Here is a 20,544-nt window from a genome sequence, read left to right on the forward strand (position 1 = left end):
CAACATCAAAGCCATATAAGCAAAAATGATAAATTCTTGATCATTTTCTTGAGTAAATAATCCTACTAAATCCTTATCCAAAACAAATATCATTGCAACAGACAATAAAGATAAAATCGCACCTGCAAAAAAACATTACCTTTAAAATATCTTTAATCCTTGAAAAATCTTTTTTAGCATAATTATAACTTAATGCAGGTTGCATCGCATCACCCATAGCGATAATAAGCATAATGATAAAATTATCAATATACGAAACGATAGAAAAAGCGGCAACTGCTTGAGTGCCTGAAATTTTTAACAAAACTAAATTAGCAAATATACCATATAAAGAACCCGAGATATTGCCAAAAAATTCACTGCTTCCATTATAAACTATGTTTTTAAAAATCTTCATATTCATATACAAACTTGAGAATTTAAGCTCTAAATTTTGAAATAAAAAAGGAAAAATTCCAAAAATACCGCCTAGCATAAGCCCCAAGCAAGTCGCAAGAGCTGCTGAAAACAAGCCCCAACCCAACACAACGATGAAAATATAATCAAGCACTATATTACTCAATGCTATAATCACATTCATTGTCATACTATAAGTTGTTTTTCCGCAAATTCTAAGATAATTATCCAAAGCAAAAGAACACATAGTAAAGGGGGCGAACAAAGCAAATACAAGCATACACTCTTTTGCCATTGATTTGATATCTTCATTTACATCTAAAAAATCGATCAAAACAGGACTCAAAAGATATTCTAAAATACCTACTAAACATGAAATAAGGAAGATAATTAACATACTAGAACTAAAGATTTTTCTAGCTAAATGCTTCTTCCCAAGTCCTAAATGCATGGAAATTTGTACAGCTGAACCAATGGCAATCATATCAGCCAAAGCAAAAGATATCATAATAAAAGGAATAATCAAGGCCAAAGCTGCTAAAGCATCATTTCCTAGATATTTTCCAACAAAAATTCCATCAACAATATAATAAAAAGAAATAAATGCCATGCTTATTACATTAGACACAGCACATTTAACAAAAAGCCTAAAAGGGCTTAAAGTGCTAAAAATATTTGACATAAAAAATCCTTTAAAATATTTAACAATACAAATATCTTAAAAGGAGCTAATAGAGTGTTTGAAGTCCTAGTATGTAGAAAGCTAAGCGATAGGTTTCTATCGGTATGATTTTTTTATTGTTTTTATCTTGTGTTTGCATAATAATATTTAAAAATTAAAATATAATGAAGAAATTATAATATTGAAAGTTTAATAAGTCAAATTCAGCCCAAGGGCTAAATTTGATTAAATTACGGCAAGTATCTTTACAGCGTCATTTAAACCTGTTACTATGCTTGCGCCATTTTTAGTCGCAATATCTCCTGCTACGAAAATACCTTTTACATTGCTTTGTTTATTTTCATCCATTAAAGGAACTCCTTTATCATCAACATTGATTCCGCATTTTTGTAAAAAATCAAGAGGAGTAGAACCACCGATAGCATAAATGATTCTATCATAAGTCTCACTGCTACCATCGTTAAATTTCACTTTAGCTTTGCCATTATCATCCTCAAGCTCTTCTATATCTATACCGAGTTTTAATTCTACTTTGCCTGAATTTCCAGCTTCGTGGATATCTTTAAGATTAATATCATTTAGTCTTGTAAATTCTTTCTTGCGATAACAAAGGCTTACTTTGTTTGAACTAGCCAAATCCACTGCGTACTCTGCAGCTGAATTTCCGCCTCCTACAACGAGGATTTTTTCATCACCTAAAACAGAGTTGGCATTGAAATTAATAATCTTTGTTAAAGTTATAGGAAGTTTATAATCAGGCTTATTAGGCTTACCCATTCTACCTATAGCTACGATGATATTTTTACACTCATAAACACCCTTGCCTGTACTTACTAAAAATACTCCATTTTCATTTTTCACACTCTCTACCTCAGAGCCAAACTCAACTTCTATTTTATGCTCATTTAAAGCATTTTGAAAAGTCTCTATAGTGCTTTCTTTGGTTCCATCTTGAAAAGGAACATGTCCGTGATTTGTGCCTTCACAACCCTTATAAGCCATATCAACCCTTTTGCCATCTTTATAAAACTGCATCAAAGTTTGACAAATATTGTTTGATTTTTCTAATACCAAAACTTCTTTATTTTTAAGCTTAGCTTCAACTGCACAACCAATTCCTGTCGGCCCTGCACCTACTACAATTAAATCTACTTTTTTCATTCAAATTTACCTTTCAATTCTAAATTTTTTTGTATAATTTATCAAGTTTTTTGTAAATAAAGGATTAAAAATGCGAAATTTACTTGAAAATATTAAGAAAAATTCTCAAAAACTGCTCAATTTAACTCCCAAGGATAAAGAAAATATTATATTGAAATTAGCTTGTGCTTTAAGAGAGAATTTTAAAATCATATTAGAAGCCAATGAAAAAGACATGACAAATTTTACCAAAAGCGGAGCAATGCGAGATAGACTTTTACTAGATGAAAAACGCATTTTTTCTCTTTGTGATGCTTTGGAAAAGATTGCTTATTTAGAAGATCCTATAGGTAAAATTTCTAAAGGCTGGGTTAATTATACGGGCTTAAAGATAGAAAAAATCAGCATTCCTATAGGATTAATCAGTGTGATTTATGAAGCAAGACCAAGCCTAAGTGCTGAAATCATCGCTTTAATGATAAAAAGCTCCAATGCTTGCGTACTTAAAGGAGGCAGTGAGGCAAAATTTACAAATTCGGCCATATTTGATCTTGTTTATAAAGTGTTAGAAGAGTTTAATTTGCAAGATTGTTTTGCTATGTTTTATGAAAGAAATGAAATCATGCAAATTTTAGCTTTTGATGATTTGGTTGATGTGATCATCCCTCGTGGAAGTTCAAACATGATACAAGAAATTGCTAGTCATACAAAAATTCCACTCATCAAACAAGATAAAGGCTTATGTCATGCTTTTGTGGATGAGAGTGCAAATTTAAATATGGCTTTAGAAATCATCCTTAATGCAAAATGCCAAAGAGTAAGCGTTTGTAATGCTCTAGAAACCCTTTTAATCCATGAAAAAATTGCTAAAGATTTTATAAAGCTTTTAATCCCTGAATTTGAAAAATTTAAGGTAAAAATTCACGCACATGAAAATATCTTAGAACATTTTAAAAACTCAAAATTAGAAATTTCAAAGGCTGATGAAAGCACTTTTGATACAGAATGGCTTGATTATGCTATCAGTATAAAATCGGTAAAAGATTGTGATGAGGCTATAGAGCATATCAACCAACACAGCTCTTTACACTCTGAAACCATAATCTCAAACAATGCTTTAAACATAGGCAAATTTCAACGCCTTCTACGCTCATCTTGTATTTATGTCAATGCCTCGACTCGTTTTAGTGATGGGGGTGAATTTGGCTTTGGTGGAGAGGTAGGAATTTCCACAAGCAAACTTCATGCAAGAGGTCCTATGGGAGTTGAAGATATTTGCACCTATAAATACTTAATCAGTGGAGAAGGACAGATAAGAAAATGAGTAAAAGAAAAATTTTAAAACAATAATGTAAAGAAATCATACAACTTAATCCAACCGAAAGAGTTTGGCAAATGCCTTTTTTCTTTGCCTTAGCAGTTAGATTTGCGCTTAGTATTGCTGCATATTATGATCGTATGGACTTAGGATTAATTGCTATAATAGGAATTATGGCTTTTGTTTATACAACCAATACACCTATGTATCATAGAATGGCTGTTACAATGTGCTGCTCTTTTGATTTGTGTTTGTCTTTTTTAATAGGACTTTGCACGCATTTTTTTTCCTGCATTCTCTCCGCTTGTAGTTGGCTTAGTAGCTATGGCTAGCTCTATTTTGATACGCTATTATAATATAGGCGCGCCAGGATATTTTTTCTTCGTTTTTTCCTGTTTACTAGCTTCATTTTTTCCTTTTCCGCCAAAAGATTATATTTTTCTAGTGGGACTGTATAGGCGGTATCATTGCTAATATAACTGCTTTTTTATACTCTGTATCTGTCATTTATATTTTTAAAAATTCTCCACCCAAACCCGTTTTAAAAAATGGAAATTTAGGTTTTGATGTTATCTTTGTGGATTCTATAATTATTGCTTTTTTTGTTGGCTTTGCTGTGTTTTTAGGAACATTTTTAGAACTTGATCGAAGTTATTGGGTTGCAGTTAGCACAACGGTTATCTTACAAGGGACTAATTTAAATTCAGTTTGGATAAAACAACTTCAACGCATTCTTGGAACAACAGTTGGAATTTTATTTGCATGGTGGCTTTTAAGAATTAAATTCACTCCTTTAGAATTTATCTTTTTAATGATGTTTTTAGCCTTTATAATTGAATTTTTAGTAGTTAGAAACTATGCCTTAGCTGTCATTTTTCTTACACCTTATGTGACCTATTTGGCAGAGGCGGCTTCTTTTGGAAACTTAAGTGTTGATATGTTAATACACGCTCGCTTACAAGATATTATCATAGGCAGTCTTTTAGGTTTTGTTATTCATAGGGCTTATTTAAGAAAATATTTTGAATACATTGCAAAATACATTTTTAGAGCAAAATTGACAAGTAAATAATTCTTTAAATTCAGCTTTTAAGCTTGCATGCATTAAAAGCTGAAATAATATATTTTAAAATCTTACATAAATATCTTAATTTATACAAACTTGCTGAATTTGATATTTATTTTTTGCGATAAAATCAAACGCGCTTAAAAAAATCTGTACGCGTAAAAATTTTATTTATTAGCTCTTTCGATATATTCTCCGCGCACTGTATCAACGCGTATAACTTCACCCTCTAAAACATGGAAAGGAATTTGCACAACTGCACCTGTTTCAAGTGTAGCAGGTTTTTTGTTTGAACCTTGAGTATCGCCTTTAAAATTTGGAGCTGTTTCTACAATCTTAAGTTCTACAACTTGCGGAACTTCCACGCCAATAGCCTTGCCGTTGTGAAAAAGTACATCCACCATCATACCATCAAGCATCCATTTTTTTGCTTCGCCTACATCTTCATCACTGATTGCAACTTGCTCATAAGATTCTGTATCCATAAATTGACAATTTTCTCCATCATCATAAAGATACTGCATAGTTTTTTCTTCCAAATTTGGAGCTTCGCATTTATCTCCTGCGTGAAAAGTTTTTTCTAAAACCTTACCATCAATAAAAGATTTGATTTTTATACGCACAAAAGCAGGACCTTTTCCTGGTTTTACATGTTGATATTCAACTATTTTAAAAGGAATTCCATCGATTTCGATTTTAAGCCCTTTTTTTAAATCACCCATTGAATAAGATGCCATAATTTTCCTTTTATATTAAAAATAAATTATAATTCTAACAAAAATTATTTGATATCACAATATAATTGATAATAAAATAAGCATTTTTTTGTTAGAATTTAGCTTTAAAGCATAGTAAATGCTCGCTTCTTTAAAAAAAGAAGAGGAAAGTCCGAGCTGCAAAAGACAAACATTCCATCTAACAGATGGCTAGGGCGACCTAAGGGACAGTGCAACAGAAAGAAAACTACCACAAAAGTGGAAAAGGTGAAACGGTGAGGTAAAAGCTTACCAGCGATTTTGGCAACAATTTCGGCTATGTAAACCCAATGTGCAGCAAGAAGGGATGGTTAAGGTCTTTGTTTTAACCCTTCGCTTGATTTTGTTTGCGAAAACAAAACTAGATAAATGAGCATTCTAGACAGAACTCGGCTTATCACTATGCTTTAAAATATTTTAAAGCTTTTTGAATTTTTTGAATTTCACAAGCCTTAGAATTCTTTTTTGCACTTATTAAAACAACTGCTTCTTGTAAAAGCGCTTTAATTTGTCCTAAATTGTCATTTAATTTATCTTTTAGCTCATCATTTTGAAAATCTCTTGCAAGATCTTCAAGCATTTTTTTTAAATCAAGCGCATTTAGCAAACTTTCAAGCTTATTAACATCCTCTTGTATGAGCGCAAGTTTAAAATCACTAAGCCATTGCTTCATTGTTATGCACTTCTCTCCAAGCTTCTAACAAGCCTTTAGTTACATTAATAACCTCATCAATCCTTGCTTCATTATTTTCCAAATTTGCCAAAGATAAAAGCTGAATTTCTCTTGTGTAAAGACCACTAAGATAATGAGCCACTTCTCCGCCTTTTTCATAGTTTAAAGTATTAATAAGCTCTATAAAAATAGCCGTAGTTCTTTTTACAAAATACACTCTTTGTTCTATGTCTTCATTTCTTATGGCTACTTTAGCTCTTGCACAAAAACGCAAAATTCCCTCATAAAGCATTTCAATAAGTTTTTGCGGAGACTCTATCCCCACTTGATTTTGAGAATAAGCATTATAGGCTAAATTATTTTGCATCTCTTTTATCCTTAATTATTAGAATTGTTTGCCGCATTAATCATATTAGTTACAGTATTTAGCTGTTGATTGAGTTTATTTAAAATACTCTCATATTGCAACCATTGATTCGCCATAGAATCATATTTAGTGTCTATTGCTTTTTGGGCACTCTCTTTTGCTTTATTTAAAGTCTTTGTGTCATTAGTTAAACTTTCATCGTATTTAGTGAGCGAACCCTTTGTTCCTGTCATCCCTTGCAAGGTGGATTTAAGCTTAGAAAAAACGCCCTTACCTTCCACAGGTTTAGCTGTGATATTGGTTTCGCTAAGACCAAATTTTTTAAGGAAATCTTTATTGCCCTTGATAGAAAAATCAGACCCACCATCGCCTTTAATTTTAAGCTCCCAGCCTTTTTGATTGTTCTTATCATAGGCTTCAACCTTAACGCTTAAACCTTCTATACCCAAACTATTGATATGAGTGGCTAAATTTTGAAGCATTTCTTGCTCTGTTGCACCTGTAAGCTTAAAGGTGCTTCCATCGCGTGCTTTTGATATATCATAACTTTGATTATTATAAACTATAGTAAATTCGCCCTGCTTAAATTCTAAACCATTATTTGTTCCGGTGCCTACATATTGCTTCAAGCTTCCTTCTTTAATCAAATCCCCAGTATGATTAATGTCTTCATATTTGGTAATATTTGAGAAAAAGCTCTCTGTAAGGTCAGGGTTTTCTTTTACCTTTTTTTCAAATTTCGAAGAATCAAAGCTTAAACTCCCTGAGTCTGTCAAACTCAAGCCAAAATCCTGCATAGAAAGCATAACCTTAGTTTTTACTTTATTCCCGTTTTTATCTTCAACCGTTCCATCTATACTTTGAGAGTCAAACAAAATAGAAGTTATACTAGAGCGTATGGAATTTACTTCTGTTACACCCTGCAAAGTTCCTTTAGTGCCAGTTTCTGAGTTATAATCCGTTGCGGCATTAAGATTGCTTACTAAATTATTATAAGCATCCACAAGCTCTTGCATAGTTTTAGTTACAGCTTCATTGTCTTGCTGGACATCGAAATTAATCTCCCCTGTTTTATTTAAGGTTAAAGTAAGTCCTACGCCAAGGTCTGTAATGGTATTGCTTGAACGAATCATTTTAATACCATCAAGAGTAAATTCGGCATTTTGTGCTTTTTGTATATGCAAAGGGTCTGTGGCGTTATCTTTAATCCCATAGCCTTTTTTATCTTTAGCTGGGTCAATTGTGCCTCCAGTAGTATCTAACTCCCAACCAAGATTTTTAAAAATTTCTTTAGATTCATTGCTCTCAGTATATTTACCATTACCATCCTTCTTACCCGAGTAAAAGCTTATAGCGTGGTCTTCGCCTGTTTCCTTGCTAGTAAGAGTCAGACGATAAGGAGTATTTTTTTCGCCTGTATTAACTATCTTTGCAACTATTTCACCCCCACTAGCCGCATTAATCTTATCAGCTAAATCCTTATAAGTCGTGTTTTTATCTACACTTACGATATATTCTTTGCCATTAGAAAAAAAGGTCAAATCCGTAGCCTTTGTTAAATTTGCATTGACATAACCAGAATCGTTTGTAAGTCCCTTGCTTTGATACACATCTTTTTGAGCGATTTGAGTTACATTGACCTTCATACTTTGCAAGGACACCCCGCTGTTCGCAGTCAAACTCGCAGGTGGGTTTTCGGTAATACTACCTACAACTTTTCTTTTAGCAAAGGCTGTGGCATCTGCCAAGGATGAAACAGCGGTTTGAAAGGTAAGCAATTTGGTTTTGATTTCAGTCAAATCCTTTTGCTTGGTTGTGTTTTCCTCAACTTTTTTTGTATAAGGCTCAACTTTATCCTTCTCTTCTGCTTTTTTCATTTTATCCATAATATCTTGCTTTAAAACATTTGACGCAAAACCCAAACTTGCTAATTGTCCTAATGCCATCTTAACTCTCCTTATCGAATATCATTCCTATCACATCTTTAAAATACTCAGCTAAACGCATAGCCTCTTCGCTAGGAATTTGGCGGATTTCTCTTCCTGTGCTTTTTTCCGTTACGCTAATATACATAGAGCCGATTTTATCGCTATAACCAAAGCGAACATTGGTATCTAAAGAGTCCATTTGCTCATTTAGTTTTTTTGTAATATCAGCTAACTTTTCACTCAAACCTTGTTCTTTTTGTCCATCATCGCCTCCTTGGCTTTTATTTTCTCCAGCTTGAATATCTGAATAAGTTTGATGCACTCCACTTGCTCTTTGACCTAAATTCGCAAAAGCTGCATCTAACTGTCCATTTGCCTTTGATATTTCCATTTTAAAATCCTTTTTAAAATTTAATATTGCTATTTAAAGGCTATATCGACAAAATTATAAATTTATGAATACTTTATAAAGAAAAATTTATTTTTCATTATAAAAAAATAACAAGCAAAAAGTGTACCAAGAGTTATTAAAAAGCTGAATTTAAGATAGAACTAACCTAGAATTTCAAATTTTGAAAAAAGTTCTGAGTTATTTTCCAAAATATTTCTTAAAATCAAATCCTCAATCACGCTTTTAGTACAATCAGTTTGCTTAGGCCAAACTCTTTCATAACCCTCTACTAAGCCCTTGGCACTAGCATCGACACCTACTCTATCAGCTTTGATAAAAATATCTCTTTTAGCGTCTATATTGTTTACCACACGCCATACAAGCATATAAGGATTTTCAAGTTTGTTATTGGAATCTAAAAATACTAAAATTCTAAAATGTTTTTTAAATTCCAAAAGTTTTTCAAAGCTTTGCTCTATTTTTTCTTTTTTATCTAGCAAAATACAAACTATAGGGCTTTTGCTTTCTTTGTAAAATTGTTTTAAATTAACAGGCTCTATTTTGGTTGTAAAAAGTTCTAATAATTTTTCATCTTCTAAAATTTCAAGCTCTTCTACCATGGCTTCTTCACAAGCATCAAGTCCTGCTTTTCCTCCAAAGCAAGAATTAGGCGAAGCATGATCTAATTGATCACAAATTCCTTCAGAAATTAAAATTTTATTTGTATTAAAACGATTTAAAATATAAGGTATTAATGCATCATAATCATCCAAATTTGGAGCTTTTTTATCTACAAAAATAGCATGTTTAACAAAGCTCATTTGCCCCACTCCCCAAAAAGCATGCATAATTTGCTGTGCATGAGCGGGATATTTTGCATCAATTTTTGCCAAGATAAGATTATGAAAAACCCCATTTTCGGGCATTTTATAATCGATTAAATCAGGAACTGAAGTTTGCAAAAGAGGTAAAAATATTCTTTCAGTCCCAAGTCCCATAATCTTATCTTCTAAAGGCGGTTTTCCCACAACAGTTGCTTGATAGATGGCTTCTTTTTTAGCATAAATTTTTTCTACCTTCATCACAGGAAAAAGCTCTGCAGGGGTATAAAAACCCGTATGATCGCCAAAAGGTCCTTCGACTTTAAACTCTTCTAAATCCACGTAGCCTTCGATCACTATATCGCTATCATAAGGCACGAAAATACCATTTTCACAAGGTGTCAGCTTAGCTGGAGTTTTTTTAATAAAACCATAAAGCAAAAGTTCAAAAATTCCCTTAGGTAAAGGTGCTTGAGAGCACCAAATATAAAGAGGATCTCCGCCTATAGCTATACTTACAGGCATTTTTTTAAAGCCAGCATTTTTATACTCATGATAAAAATTTGCCCCATCTTTATGAATTTGCCAATGCATTAAAAGCTCATTTTTATCGCTAACTTGTAAACGATACATGCCAAGATTGTTTTGGGTTTTGTCTAAATTTTGTGTATAAACTTGCCCCATAGTAATAAATCTACCCGCATCTTCTTCCCAAGTCTTAAGTATAGGAAGTTCTTCAAGAGAATTTAAAAGCTCATAATCATACAAAGCTTTATCTGCTTTTAATCTTTTAGGTGGGACATTTTTAAGACTTAATAAATTCATAAAAAAATCTATTTTTGCTTTAAAACTAGTAGGAATATGAAGTTTGGTTAGCTTTGAAATTTCATCAGCTACCTCTTTATAATCTCGTCCAAAAGCCAAATTTAATGCTTTTTCATTACAAAAAGCATTCATTAAAACAGGAAATTTATATTGTTTATTGTTTTGTTTATCTATGGGATTTTTAAAAAGCAAGGCCTTGCCATTTTCACCTTTTTTAGCTTCTATATAAGCTAAATGGGCGATTTCAAGATCTACATCTACAGGTTCTTCATACACTTTTAGTAAATCATTGTCTTTTAGAATTTTAATAAAATCTTTCATATCATACTTTCAGCTTTTTTCAAAATTTCTTTAGCCCCCTTGGCGATAAATTCTTTCGCTAAACTTTCGCCAAAGCCTTTAAAATCACTTTTTTTGATCATTCTTTTTTCTTTTAAAATTTCACTACCATCAGGCAAACCAAGTATGGCACGCACACAAATCTCATCATTTAGAAGTTCTGCATTAATACCAATAGGCACTTGACATCCTCCTTCTAAAGTAGCGATAAATTCTCTTTCTATGGTAGTTTCTATCAAAGCATTATCATCATTTAAACACTTTAAAAATTCTAAAATTTTTTCATCATCTGTACTCTCTATACCCAAAGCCCCTTGAGATGCTGCTGGGATCAGCTCATCTTTGCTAAATGCATAAACAAAATTCACTTGTTTGTCTAAATCCAAACGCTTAATGCCTGCCATAGCTAAGATAATCGCATCAAAATCCCCATTTTTTAATTTTTCTATACGAGAATTCACATTGCCACGTAAGGAAATGATTTCCAAATCAGGTCTTAATAATAAAAGTTGCATTTTGCGTCTAAGGCTTGTAGTGCCTATCTTTGCGCCTTTTGGCAAAGAAAGAAAATCTTTATAATTTTGACTCAACATCGCATCATTACTTTGTTCTCTTTTGCTAACTGCAGCCAAAATCAAACCTTGTGGAAAAAAGCTCGGTACATCTTTTAAACTATGTACAGCTAAATGCGCTTCATTTCTTAGCATACTTTCTTCTAGTTCTTTAGTAAAAAGTCCTTTACCACCTATTTTTGCTAGTGGGCTATCTAACAAAACATCTCCTTTGGTTTTAAAGCCTTCTAAGCGAACTGCTATGCCATGAGTTTTATTTAAAAAATCTGCTACAAATTCACTTTGCCAAAGAGCTAATTGACTCTTTCTTGTAGCTATAACAAGCTCTTTCATTTTCTCTCCTCTATAATTTCAACATCGATAATTTCTTCATCAGAAGTGTTATTTTGTCTGTAGTTTCTTTTATATCTAGGCTTAGCAAAATTAAAAATCAAACCAAAACACAAAACAAAAAATCCAAAAATACTCGTTACTATTCCTGGAAAGATAAGCAAAAAAGCCGCCATTACAAAAGCAAATTGAGTCAACATATCTTTAAAACCGCTTATACGAAATTCAAGCATATTTTTCCAAAAAATTCCGAGCAAAATTACTCCAAAAATCATACTAGCTAAAATAAATATTAAAAAATTTCCCAAACCAAAAAATACAATAAATAAAATACTTGCAACAAGTTCTAGTAAAAAAAGCGGACTAAGGCTAAGTTTATAATTCATTCTATACTCTTTTTAATAAAATCAAAAGCTTCTTTACTTGATATGATTTTTTTCTCTAGTGTTTTTCTATCTATAAATTCTAATTCATCCTTTTCTAAGCCCTTGCCTACAACTAAAGCATAAGGAAAGCCTATAAGCTCAAAATCATTCATCTTAACACCAAAACGCTCATTTCTATCATCAAGTAAAACTTCAATACCTGCATTGCTTAAATCCTCATAAAGCTTGGTAGCAAATTCCAAAGACTTCTCATCTTTGATATTTGAAATTATAATTTCAAGCGTAAAAGGAGCTAAGGTTTTATTCCAAATACAACCCTTTTCATCATGATTTGCCTCAATTGCTACTGCAAGTAAACGCGAAACTCCTATACCATAACATCCCATGTAAAAAGGCTTGCTTTTGCCATTTTCATCTAAGAAATTTGCATTCATAGTCTTAGAATATTTTTGTCCTAATTTGAAAATATGTCCTACTTCTATACCCTTGCTTAATTTTAATTTTCCACCACATTTAGCACAGCAATCATTTTCTTTAACCTCTGCTAAATCCTTAAAGCGATCTTTGTTTAAATTAACTACATCAATGCCTATTAAATGATAATCTTTTTCATTTGCTCCCATTATCATTTGTTTTTCGCCTTCAAGCTCTTTATCCAAATAAAAATCAACATTTTTCAAACCCACAAAGCCTATAAAACCTGCAACCAATCCCGCTTTTTCCAATTCTTCTTCGCTCGCATCCACAAGCTCAAGAGCATTGCAAGCGTTTTGCGCTTTGGTTTCTTGTAAATCATCGCAACCGCGTATAAAAAACACAACTAATTTATTTTCATTTTCATAAATAGCTTTTTTCACCACAGCCTTGATAGTATAAAAAGCATTGATTTTGAAAAATTGCGCTAAAGCTTCTATGGTTTTAATATCTGGAGTGTGAAATTTACTTGCGTAATTTGCCTCAGGACGCTCTTCATCACAAGTTTTATTGGCTCTAACTGCAGCTTCAACATTTGCAGCATAATCACAATTTTCACAAATTAAAATATCATCCTCACCATTTTTTGCCAAAACCATAAATTCCTTAGAACCACTTCCACCAATAGCCCCACTATCAGCTTCAACTGCTCTAAAATCAAGCCCCATTCTTTGCAAGATTTGGGAATAAGTGTTATACATCAAATCAAATTCACGCGTTAAATCTTCTTCATTTGCATGAAAACTATAACCATCTTTCATTAAAAATTCACGACATCTTAAAAGCCCAAATCTTGGTCTTGCTTCATCACGAAATTTAAGCCCTATTTGATATAAATGCAAAGGAAGTTGTTTATAAGATGTGATTTTATTTTTTACCAAAGAAAGCATAGCCTCTTCATGCGTTGGGCCTAAAACAAAATCATTTTCTTTTCTATCTTTAAAACGCAAAAGCTCTTTACCAAAAACATTATAACGCCCGCTTTCTTGCCATAAAGTCGCTGGAGTCACAAAGCTTAAATTTACCTCTTGTGCTCCTGCTTTATCCATTTCTTCCTTAACAATAGTGCGAATTTTATCCAATACTCTTTTTCCCAAAGGTAAAAAATTATAAAGCCCACTACCAATTTGCTCAACAAAGCCAGCGCGTGTTAAAAAAATATGGCTCGGTAAAGTCGCATCTTTTGGAGCCTCTTTAAGACTTGGTGCATATAATTTACTAAATTTCATCATTATTCTCCATATTAAATTCGCATGTGTATTGATTTAAACCTTCAAGATTATTTTCCAAATCAAAAATATAACGCATAGCATTAATCACTGTATCACTTTGCATTTTACCTTGCAAATGTTTCAAATTCATAGTTGGAGTATGCAAGAAAGCTTTAAAAACTTGATGGATTAATTTTCTTGCCTCTTCTTCATCAGAATGTTTTAAATATCCTTTATCTAAAGCGATTTGAAGCTGTTTGTTGGCACATTCTTTTGCTTGCAAGCGAATCGCTTTTATAATAGGAGTTAAAGCTAAATCATTTAAATATCTAAAAAATTCTGCTGTCTCACGCCCGATGATACCATACGCCATACGCGCTTCTTGTTCTCTTAAGGCTAAATTTTTTCGCACAACAACTTCAAGATCATCGACCGCAAAAACTGATATTTTTTCATTTTCACTAATATAAATATCTCGTGGCACAGCAATATCAAAAAAATATCTCTTATGAGAGACCTCATCGATTAAAGAATTTGTAATAATAGCATTTGGGGCATTGGTAGCTGAGAAAAAAAGTTCATACTCATCAAGATATTTTTTTAAATTATTTAAGCTATCGCACTCGCTTAAAACACCCAATCTCTCACAAAGGATACGAGCCTTTTCCATATCCCTGTTTAACACTATAACTCTAGCTCCAGCAGTGATTAAATGCTTGGCTGCAAGCTCTCCCATCTCACCCGCACCTATAACTATAGCACTTTTTCCATCTAAAGGCAAAAGTTCTTTAGCCTTAGCTACTGCTACACTAGCGACTGAAATAGGATTTTTTGAAATTTGGGTTTCATTACGAACCTTAGCTGCGCATTTAAATGCACTGTGAATTGCCCTTGAAAGATGTACCGCGCAAAAATTATTTTTTAAAGCAAAAGCAAAAGCATCTTTTAATTGCCCTGCGATTTGTGTTTCTCCAACAACCAAACTATCAAGTGAGCTTGCAACCGAAAAAAGATGATGAATAGCTCCGCTATCTTCAAAAATATCAGCTTTTTGAACTAAGCTTTCTTTATCTACATTGCATAATAAAGCTAAGGATTTAATAATATATTCTGCACAAGCTTCTTTTACATAAGCTACTATTTCTACACGATTACAAGTGCTTATAACCAAACATTCTTCAATATTTTCATGAATGCTTAGCAATCTCAAAAACTCGTTTTTTTTTGCTTCATCTGAAAAACTCAATCTCTCCCTTAAAGAAAGATCTGTATTTTTATGAGTAAAAGATATGCAATAATACATTAAAAATCCCTATCTATCATAGCTTGAATTATATCTTGAAGTTTTTCATTGGAAAAATCTTTTATAGCTAGTGCTGCTTGGTGGGCATATTCTTTAGCCTCCAATATAGCTTTATTTAAAGCTTTTGTTTCTTCAAATTTGGTTTGTATCCAAATTTTTTCATCATTGTTTAAATCTTTTTGAAATAAATTCTTTAATTGAGCCCTATCCTCATTATTTAAATTTTCATAAAGATAAATATAAGGCAAAGTGGTTTTACCCTCTTTAAAATCATTCATAGCAGGTTTTCCAAGGGTTTTTTCATCGCCCTTAATGTCTAAAATATCATCAATCATTTGAAATGCAAGACCTAAATTTTTGCCATATTCTCCAAAAGCTTTTTCATCTAAATTTGCCAAAATAGCCCCACACCTTGCACTTGCTTCGATTAAAACTGCGGTTTTATTATAAATCATCTTTAGATATTTATCTTTATCCGCATTAAAACTTTTGCTAAGCTCAACATCCATAAGCTCGCCTACAGCAAGCTTAACAACCGCATCTGAAATAATACTTGCAAAACAAGCATCTAGTTGGCTCAATTCATAAAAAGCTTTTGAATATAAAATATCTCCAAGCATAAGGGCGTTTTTTGTACCAAATTCGGCATTAACAGACTTTGCACCACGTCTTAATTTGCTTTCATCTATGATATCATCATGCAACAAACTTGCTAAATGTATAAGTTCTATTGCGGCACAAATTTTATAAGAATTTGCATTTTCTCCTGCGATTGCTAAAAGTAGCTTTGAACGCAATTTTTTGCCTGATTTGGTATTAGCAAGCATAGTTAAAATAGGTTCATAATCAAGCTCTTGCAAATATTGTTTTATCAAATCATCTATTGGCTGCACCCTATATCCTTCAAATTTAGTTTGTGGTATTTTCTCGTTGTATCAATGGTTCTACTTGAGGCTCATTAAAATCTATCATAGGCACTACTTGATTATTTTGAGGTGGATTTGTTAATTGCATTTTTCTTGGATCAAGAAATTTCACTTCAAGTCTAGAATCCTTATCTTCTATATACACAGTAAAAATTGCCTCACCTTTTTTGTATTCGCTAAATTCTAAAATAAGCCTTGCTCTATCAATATGTGGATTTTTATAATCAGGAATTAAAGTTTGGGTTACCCAGTCCAAATTTCTTCTTAAACTCATCACAAATTGACGCGGATATTTACGAAATTTAGAATGAACGACTATATTGGTATTATCAAACAAAGTCCAATAAAAATCAAAATTTTGAACCCCATTATCATAACCAAGCTCTTTAATCTCCACGCTAGCTCTCTCGTCTTTTTTAAGTGTAAATTTATATGTATAATCAAAAACAGGAGCAGCATTTAAAACAATGCAATTTGCCATCAAAGTAAAAAAAACCAAAAGCCTAATGCTCATTAGCCCTCATGTCCTAAAATTTTAGCACCTAATTCTATAAAAAGATCGTTTTGCCTTTCTTGAATAAAATCTCCATTTTCAAGTATAAAGCTTTTCATATCCATTTCATTAAAACCTTGTTTTTCTAAAAGTTCGATCATAGCAATATGATCAGCAAAAAAGTTTTCAAATACTTTTTCTAAAGCTCCTAAATTTCCATTTTGTATAATTTCTATAAATTTTTCCTTAGGAGTTTTATTAAACATTTCGTCAAAAATATCCATTGAATTTCCTTAATAAATATGTTTTTGATTATAAAATTTTAATCGTTAAAAGTAGCTAAATTAAAAAATGAAAAAGTTTAAAAATTTATTTCAAGAAGCAATAAATTTGGGAATAAACCCAAATTTATTTAAGAATGAGCTTTGGTTTCTTGTGCGTATTTAACACCCAAATCAAAAGCTTTAGAATTTGCATCTCTTGTTTTAGCTGGAACCATATGAAGCATCGTTTCTTTAAGAATATCCAAATCAATACATTTACTCATATAAGCAGCTATGGCTAGTGCAACAACTGATTGAGTAGCTACATTACCTACCTCATCTTTAGCTATAGTAATGATAGGAATTTCAAAAATTTGCCATTTTTTATAATCTTCGCTTTCAGGATGAACCAAATTTGGTTCTACAACTATGATGCCACCCTCTTTTACTCCGCCACGAAAACCTTTATAACCCTTATCTGCAGTTGAAAGCATAAAGTCTACTTCGCCCTCTACCGCATAAGGAAAAAGAATTTCTTTATCATCGATGATAATATCAACCTTAGTCGGACCTCCACGCACTTGGGAAGTATAAGTTGAAGCTTTAAAGGCTTGACGACCTTCTTTAATCGCTGCTTCAGCTAAAATTTCTCCTGCGGTGATAACACCTTGACCACCCTCACCACCAAATCTTAATTGATATTTCATTTTAAGGCTCCTAAATCAACCATTCTTTTTTCTTTGGCTGCACGACGCACTTCTTCATAAGCGTAGCAGTATTCTGGCTGAGAATTATCTTCATGTAAAATTCCTGTTGGGAATTTATCTTTTCTTTCTTCAAAATCCATACTTTCAAATTTAGACTTATCCACAACACGATTTTTAATCCAATCAAGCATAGCCACTGCTTCACCCATTTTATTTTTTCTACCTAGGTTAATATGACAATTTGAGAAAACATCAACAAAGCTATAACCTTTGTGTGCTAAAGCTTTATAAATTAAATTTTCTAATTTATTTGCCTCAATAACATTTCCTCTTGCCACAAAAGAAGCTCCAGCAGCTTTAGTTAATTCGCAAGCATCAAAATTTGGATCGATATTTCCAAATTGTGCAGTTACTGTATAAAAACCTTTTGGAGTAGTTGGAGAAGTTTGGGAATTAGTAAGCCCATAAATAAAATTGTTGATTACAATATGAGTTAAATCTATATTTCTACGACATCCATGTATAGTATGATTTCCACCAATTGCTAAAGTATCACCATCGCCACTTACTACAATAACATGTTTGCTAGGATTGGCTAGTTTTATGCCTGTTGCATAAGCAATAGCTCTACCATGAGTAGTGTGCACGGTATTGCAATTTACATAAGAGCTCATTCTACCGCTACATCCTATACCTGAAACAAGACAAACATCATCCATATTCCAACCAAGTTTTTCTATCGCGCGGATAATACATTTTAAAACAACACCATCGCCACATCCCCAACACCATTGAGTAGGCATTTTATCTACTCTTAGATATTCATCATAATTAAAAGCCATTTATATATTCTCCTTTACCTTAGCAATAATTTCACTTGGAGTGATAGGACGACCATTTGCACGGTGCAAACTAATAAAATCGCGACGCGAAGTTACTCTTTCAATCTCCTCAAGATACTGTCCCATATTTAATTCGCTTACCATTACCTTTTTAAATTTGTTTACCACTTCAGCAATTTTCTTTTCAGCTACAGGATAAAGTGTGATAGGGCGGAAAAGTCCTACCTTAATACCCTCTTCTCTGAGCCTATTGATAGCTTCTTTAGCAGAACGACTTACGCTTCCGTAAGCTATGATTAAAAATTCAGCATCATCAAGCATATATTCTTCATAAGTACAAATATCATCTTGGTTGTTTTTAATTTTACCTATAAGTCTTTCCATGTTTTTCTTAACTATAGCGCCATCTTCTGTTGGAAAACCTATATCTCCATGATGAAGTCCGGTTACATGATAGCGATAGCCAGTAAAAAATGGATTGAGTGTTGCGGGTTCATTTTCGCCCGCTGCATAAGGTTTATAATCTTTTTTATCGCCTGTGAATTTTTTACGATTAATAATTTCTATATCTTTTAAATCAGGCAATACCGCTTTACCATTCATATGCCCTACAGTTTCATCCATAAGTAAAAATACAGGAGTCATATACTTTTCAGCCAAATTAAACGCTCTTATGGTTTCTGTATAAGCTTCTTCTAAACTCGCTGGTGCGATAGCCACACTAGCAAAATCCCCATGAGTAGGTGCTTTTGCTTGAAATAAATCCCCTTGAGCCACCCTTGTTGGAAGACCTGTCGAAGGACCACCTCTCATAACATTTACAATAACAAGTGGAATTTCAGCGATAAAAGCAAGACCGATTTGCTCTGCTTTAAGTGAAATTCCAGGACCACTACTTGCGGTCATTGATTTTACGCCACTCATAGCAGCACCAATAGTCACACTTACACCCGAAATTTCATCTTCCATTTGTATAAAAGTTCCATCATTTGCAGGAAGCATATGGCTTAATTCATGTGCAATTTCAGAACTTGGTGTAATAGGATAACCTCCAAAAAATTTACATCCACAATCAATTGCTGCTTTTGCAATCAAAACATTACCTGTTGCTATAACTTCTCTCATTGTCTTTCCTATGCTAATTTTTTATATTTATTATTTTTTACTGCTACGGCTCTGTCTTTAGCTTCCGGAGTCAGTTTGGCAAATTTAAATTCATCTCTTTTTGCCACCATAATAGCAAAATCTGGACAATGTGTTTCACACTCAGTACAACCTATACAGGACTCAGGATGTACAACCTCTATCATTTGTCCCAAAACCGCATGAACATCATCGCGCATAGCTAAAACCCCTGCAGGGCAATAGCTAACGCAGATATTGCAAGCTTTACATCTATGCTCATCTACCCAAACAGGGGTATCTTTTGGAGCTGCTATACTCATATCTTTTTCCTTTTTTAGCCTAATATTTTTTGTATTTCTTCACCGATTAAAGCTGGAGAATCCACTACATGAATTCCATAAGACTTTAATGCTTCTTTTTTAGCTGCAGCACTTTCATCAGCACTACCTACTATAGCTCCTGCATGTCCCATTCTTTTACCTTTTGGCGCAGTCGCTCCCGCAATGAATGCTACCACAGGTTTGCTAATATTTTCTTTAATAAATTTTGCTGCTTCTACTTCTAAGCTACCGCCGATTTCCCCTATCATAACAATAGCTTTTGTTTCGTTATCTTTTTCAAATTCACTTAAAAGTTCTTTATAAGCAAGTCCTATGATAGGATCTCCACCAATGCCTACTGCTGTTGAAATTCCATACCCACCTTGAACTACTTGATTAGCTGCTTCATAAGTTAAAGTTCCACTTTTTGAAATAAGCCCTACGCAACCCTTTTTAAAGATAAAGCCTGGCATAATGCCTAATTTGCATTCTTCAGAAGTAATGATTCCTGGGCAATTTGGTCCTATAATTTTCATGCCTTTTTTATTTGCATACTGCTTGGCAAACATCATATCTTTAACCGGAGTATGTTCTGTAATTACAACAGCAAGCTTAATGCCTGCATCCGCTGCTTCAATCACACTATCACCTACTGCAAAAGCAGGAACAAAAATCAAACTTACATCAGCTCCTGTGGCTTTAACTGCATCTGCAACTGTATCAAAAACAGGCTTGCCAAGATGAGTTTGACCACCTTTATGAGGAGTTACACCTCCGACTATATTTGTACCATAAGCCATACACTGCTCTGCATGAAAAGTTGCTTCTTTACCTGTAAAACCTTGAACTATTACTTTTGTATTTTTATTAACCAATATACTCATTTTTTAT

20 protein-coding genes, 1 other RNA gene and 2 pseudogenes are annotated in these 20,544 nt (G+C 33.0%); 3 read left to right on the forward strand and 20 right to left on the reverse strand.

All coding sequences use genetic code 11. The features are described 5' to 3' along the window. Positions 1-1,078, reverse strand: a pseudogene (locus CCO88_RS04420) (MATE family efflux transporter); the annotation flags it as partial. 225 nt (positions 1,079-1,303) lie between these two features. Next, positions 1,304-2,239 (reverse strand): NAD(P)-binding domain-containing protein, encoded by a 936-nt coding sequence (locus CCO88_RS04425; RefSeq protein ID WP_002812583.1) that lies wholly within the window; start codon positions 2,237-2,239, stop codon positions 1,304-1,306. A gap of 70 nt (positions 2,240-2,309) precedes the next feature. Here CCO88_RS04425 and CCO88_RS04430 point away from each other — a divergent pair, with 70 nt between their 5' ends. Both CCO88_RS04430 and CCO88_RS04435 read left to right on the forward strand, forming a co-directional pair. Further along, positions 2,310-3,542 carry a glutamate-5-semialdehyde dehydrogenase gene (locus tag CCO88_RS04430; protein WP_002839598.1) on the forward strand — a complete coding sequence of 411 codons (1,233 nt, stop codon included), beginning with the start codon at positions 2,310-2,312 and terminating at the stop codon, positions 3,540-3,542. A gap of 71 nt (positions 3,543-3,613) precedes the next feature. Continuing rightward, positions 3,614-4,608: pseudogene (locus CCO88_RS04435) on the forward strand (FUSC family protein). A gap of 161 nt (positions 4,609-4,769) precedes the next feature. Here CCO88_RS04435 and efp read toward each other — a convergent pair. Continuing rightward, positions 4,770-5,339 (reverse strand): elongation factor P, encoded by a 570-nt coding sequence (gene efp, locus CCO88_RS04440; RefSeq protein WP_002776189.1) that lies wholly within the window; start codon positions 5,337-5,339, stop codon positions 4,770-4,772. A gap of 106 nt (positions 5,340-5,445) precedes the next feature. Here efp and rnpB point away from each other — a divergent pair. Beyond that, an RNA gene (gene rnpB / locus CCO88_RS10070) (RNase P RNA component class A) lies at positions 5,446-5,770 on the forward strand. Here the strand turns inward: rnpB and CCO88_RS04445 are convergent. The 17 genes from CCO88_RS04445 to sucD form a co-directional block, all read right to left on the reverse strand. Then, a complete protein-coding gene (locus CCO88_RS04445; protein WP_002780900.1) occupies positions 5,758-6,030 on the reverse strand; it encodes a hypothetical protein in 273 nt (90 codons plus the stop codon). The two genes, rnpB and CCO88_RS04445, sit on opposite strands and share 13 nt — an antisense overlap. Then, positions 6,014-6,397 carry a flagellar export chaperone FliS gene (gene fliS / locus CCO88_RS04450; protein ID WP_002810578.1) on the reverse strand — a complete coding sequence of 128 codons (384 nt, stop codon included), beginning with the start codon at positions 6,395-6,397 and terminating at the stop codon, positions 6,014-6,016. The genes CCO88_RS04445 and fliS overlap by 17 nt, the downstream gene beginning before the upstream one ends. Before the next feature lie 11 nt (positions 6,398-6,408). Further along, positions 6,409-8,343 (reverse strand): flagellar filament capping protein FliD, encoded by a 1,935-nt coding sequence (gene fliD, locus CCO88_RS04455; RefSeq protein ID WP_002839599.1) that lies wholly within the window; start codon positions 8,341-8,343, stop codon positions 6,409-6,411. 1 nt (position 8,344) lies between these two features. Further along, complete coding sequence (locus tag CCO88_RS04460; protein WP_002780897.1) at positions 8,345-8,716, reverse strand: FlaG family protein; 372 nt, start codon at positions 8,714-8,716, stop codon at positions 8,345-8,347. A gap of 161 nt (positions 8,717-8,877) precedes the next feature. Beyond that, positions 8,878-10,683 (reverse strand): menaquinone biosynthesis decarboxylase, encoded by a 1,806-nt coding sequence (locus tag CCO88_RS04465; protein ID WP_002806758.1) that lies wholly within the window; start codon positions 10,681-10,683, stop codon positions 8,878-8,880. Then, positions 10,680-11,606: a hydroxymethylbilane synthase gene (hemC, locus tag CCO88_RS04470; RefSeq protein ID WP_002786008.1), complete on the reverse strand. Its 927-nt coding sequence runs from the start codon at positions 11,604-11,606 to the stop codon at positions 10,680-10,682. The genes CCO88_RS04465 and hemC overlap by 4 nt, the downstream gene beginning before the upstream one ends. Further along, on the reverse strand, positions 11,603-11,989 hold the full coding sequence (locus CCO88_RS04475; protein WP_002780886.1) for a hypothetical protein: 387 nt from the start codon (positions 11,987-11,989) through the stop codon (positions 11,603-11,605). Before CCO88_RS04475 ends, hemC begins: the two co-directional genes overlap by 4 nt. After that, on the reverse strand, positions 11,986-13,695 hold the full coding sequence (locus tag CCO88_RS04480) for a proline--tRNA ligase (RefSeq protein ID WP_072215588.1): 1,710 nt from the start codon (positions 13,693-13,695) through the stop codon (positions 11,986-11,988). Before CCO88_RS04480 ends, CCO88_RS04475 begins: the two co-directional genes overlap by 4 nt. Beyond that, complete coding sequence (gene hemA, locus CCO88_RS04485) at positions 13,682-14,977, reverse strand: glutamyl-tRNA reductase (protein ID WP_002799579.1); 1,296 nt, start codon at positions 14,975-14,977, stop codon at positions 13,682-13,684. The genes CCO88_RS04480 and hemA overlap by 14 nt, the downstream gene beginning before the upstream one ends. Continuing rightward, positions 14,977-15,870, reverse strand: coding sequence for a polyprenyl synthetase family protein (locus tag CCO88_RS04490; RefSeq protein WP_002780880.1), 894 nt, complete (start codon positions 15,868-15,870; stop codon positions 14,977-14,979). Before CCO88_RS04490 ends, hemA begins: the two co-directional genes overlap by 1 nt. 16 nt (positions 15,871-15,886) lie before the next feature. Further along, positions 15,887-16,417 carry a hypothetical protein gene (locus CCO88_RS04495; protein ID WP_002780877.1) on the reverse strand — a complete coding sequence of 177 codons (531 nt, stop codon included), beginning with the start codon at positions 16,415-16,417 and terminating at the stop codon, positions 15,887-15,889. Then, a complete protein-coding gene (locus tag CCO88_RS04500) occupies positions 16,417-16,680 on the reverse strand; it encodes a DUF2018 family protein (protein ID WP_002780876.1) in 264 nt (87 codons plus the stop codon). Before CCO88_RS04500 ends, CCO88_RS04495 begins: the two co-directional genes overlap by 1 nt. Positions 16,681-16,808: 128 nt before the next feature. Beyond that, positions 16,809-17,366: a 2-oxoacid:acceptor oxidoreductase family protein gene (locus CCO88_RS04505; protein ID WP_002776094.1), complete on the reverse strand. Its 558-nt coding sequence runs from the start codon at positions 17,364-17,366 to the stop codon at positions 16,809-16,811. Then, on the reverse strand, positions 17,363-18,208 hold the full coding sequence (locus CCO88_RS04510) for a 2-oxoglutarate ferredoxin oxidoreductase subunit beta (RefSeq protein ID WP_002810592.1): 846 nt from the start codon (positions 18,206-18,208) through the stop codon (positions 17,363-17,365). Before CCO88_RS04510 ends, CCO88_RS04505 begins: the two co-directional genes overlap by 4 nt. Beyond that, entirely contained in the window at positions 18,209-19,333 is a 1,125-nt protein-coding gene (locus CCO88_RS04515; RefSeq protein WP_002810594.1) for a 2-oxoglutarate synthase subunit alpha, read from the reverse strand. 8 nt (positions 19,334-19,341) lie between these two features. Beyond that, positions 19,342-19,653, reverse strand: coding sequence for a 4Fe-4S binding protein (locus tag CCO88_RS04520; protein WP_002776091.1), 312 nt, complete (start codon positions 19,651-19,653; stop codon positions 19,342-19,344). A 14-nt stretch (positions 19,654-19,667) separates the two neighbouring features. Then, positions 19,668-20,537: a succinate--CoA ligase subunit alpha gene (gene sucD / locus CCO88_RS04525; RefSeq protein ID WP_002776090.1), complete on the reverse strand. Its 870-nt coding sequence runs from the start codon at positions 20,535-20,537 to the stop codon at positions 19,668-19,670. Positions 20,538-20,544 lie beyond the last annotated feature (7 nt).

It is taken from the genome of Campylobacter coli LMG 9860 (genome assembly GCF_000254135.1).
Taxonomy (GTDB): domain Bacteria; phylum Campylobacterota; class Campylobacteria; order Campylobacterales; family Campylobacteraceae; genus Campylobacter_D; species Campylobacter_D coli.